Origin of the sequence: Lactobacillus sp. M0393 (assembly GCF_016102025.1) — a bacterium.
Taxonomy (GTDB): Bacteria; Bacillota; Bacilli; order Lactobacillales; family Lactobacillaceae; genus Lactobacillus; species Lactobacillus melliventris.
This window is the reverse complement of sequence record NZ_JACFPK010000016.1, coordinates 1-1,485: the sequence shown is the minus strand read 5'-3', so window position 1 is coordinate 1,485 and position 1,485 is coordinate 1. Positions and strand designations below refer to the sequence as shown.

2 protein-coding genes are annotated in these 1,485 nt (G+C 33.2%); both read right to left on the bottom strand.

Annotation, left to right across the window (positions count from 1 at the left end; translation table 11 throughout):
- Positions 1–32 precede the first annotated feature (32 nt).
- Positions 33–914 (bottom strand): IS3 family transposase, encoded by an 882-nt coding sequence (locus H3R29_RS09080; protein ID WP_258328326.1) that lies wholly within the window; start codon positions 912–914, stop codon positions 33–35.
- On the bottom strand, positions 911–1,485 hold a 575-nt coding region (locus tag H3R29_RS09075; protein WP_232352268.1), incomplete at its 5' end, for a helix-turn-helix domain-containing protein. The genes H3R29_RS09080 and H3R29_RS09075, both read right to left, overlap by 4 nt.

Below are 1,485 nucleotides of genomic sequence, written 5' to 3'. Positions count from 1 at the left end.
TTGAAGCTAACCCCTAAAACTGGACGTTAGTTTTATATCGTTTTACTTAAGGCTTGATTCCGATATTGAATCGGAGTTAAGCCTTTTAGTTTGTGCCGAATTCTATCTTCATTGTAATAACTTATCCATTCTTTCATCGCCTTAACCAATTGTTTCTTAGTATCAAAGTGATGTGTAAAATAATTCATTTCAACTTTCATAATGTGAAAGAAACTTTCCATAGCTGCATTATCATGACATGTAGCTCTTCGTGACATGCTTTGAAATACTTTATGTTTTCGTAAAGCATGTCGATATGGATTAGATTGATATTGAATTCCTTGATCACTATGGATTGTCATTCGATAATTTAATAGCTTGGGTCTTGCAGTAAACACTCCCTCTAATCCTTCTAGAACATATCTTGTTAATGGACGATCGGTGATCGTATAACTAATAATTTCACCGCTGAATAAGTCCTTAAATGGCGATAAATATACACGATCACGGATAGTCATGTTCCCATATCTAAATTCACTAATATCAGTTACGACCTTTTGATATGGTCTATCAGTCTTAAACTTTTGATGGAACCGATTCTTAGCTTTCTTATTTTGTGGACCCTTTGAAGAATCATATTTACCGGCTCTCAGATTATATTTATTAGCTCCTAAATTGTTCTCACGCATTAAGCGTTGAACACGTTTATGATTAACCATTAGGTGATAAGTCATCCTCAGAGTATCAGTTACAGGCCAGTATCCATAACTGGCATGATGCTTCTTTATCATTTTGATAATTGAAACAAGTGCTTTATCACTGATCAGCTTCTTTTTTGGATGAGGATGGTACTCGAATGTACTTTTAGACAAACTTGTGTAGGGTAATATTTCTTTTAATTTAAAGCCAAATTCTTGCCTTAGTTCATTAACTATAGATCTTTCTTCGTCCGATGTCCGCGTTTCTGAACTAAGGCATCTAGTTTTTTTAGATATTCATTTTCTACATGTAATGCACGATTCTCTAAACGTAGACGTTCAAGTTCAGTTAACTCTTGAGAAGTATATTTATGCTTCTTCGCTTTAATTTTCTTTTTATGCATTAATGGTCGTCCTTGCTTAATAAATAAAGCATCAACACCGCCTTCATTTAATTTTCTTTGCCAATTCGCAATAGTGGAATGTTGTTTAATATTAAAATGATTGGCAGTAATTTGATAGCTGGCACTATGTTCTTTTCTCCAGTTTAAGACTTCTAATTTAAATTGACCACTATATCTTGTCTTAGAAAAGCTTTTTTCCAGGCCTCTGTTACCATACTGTTGATAATTATTGATCCAACCATCAATAGATCTATGTGATGTGATATGTAATTTCTCTTGAATTTCTTTTGTACTAAATCCTCTTTGATACAAATCTACTGCTTCTAATTTTGTTTTTTGTAAATATTTAGACATAAGAAAACCCCCGAATTGGAATCTTTGTCCAATTCTGGGGGTTAACTTCA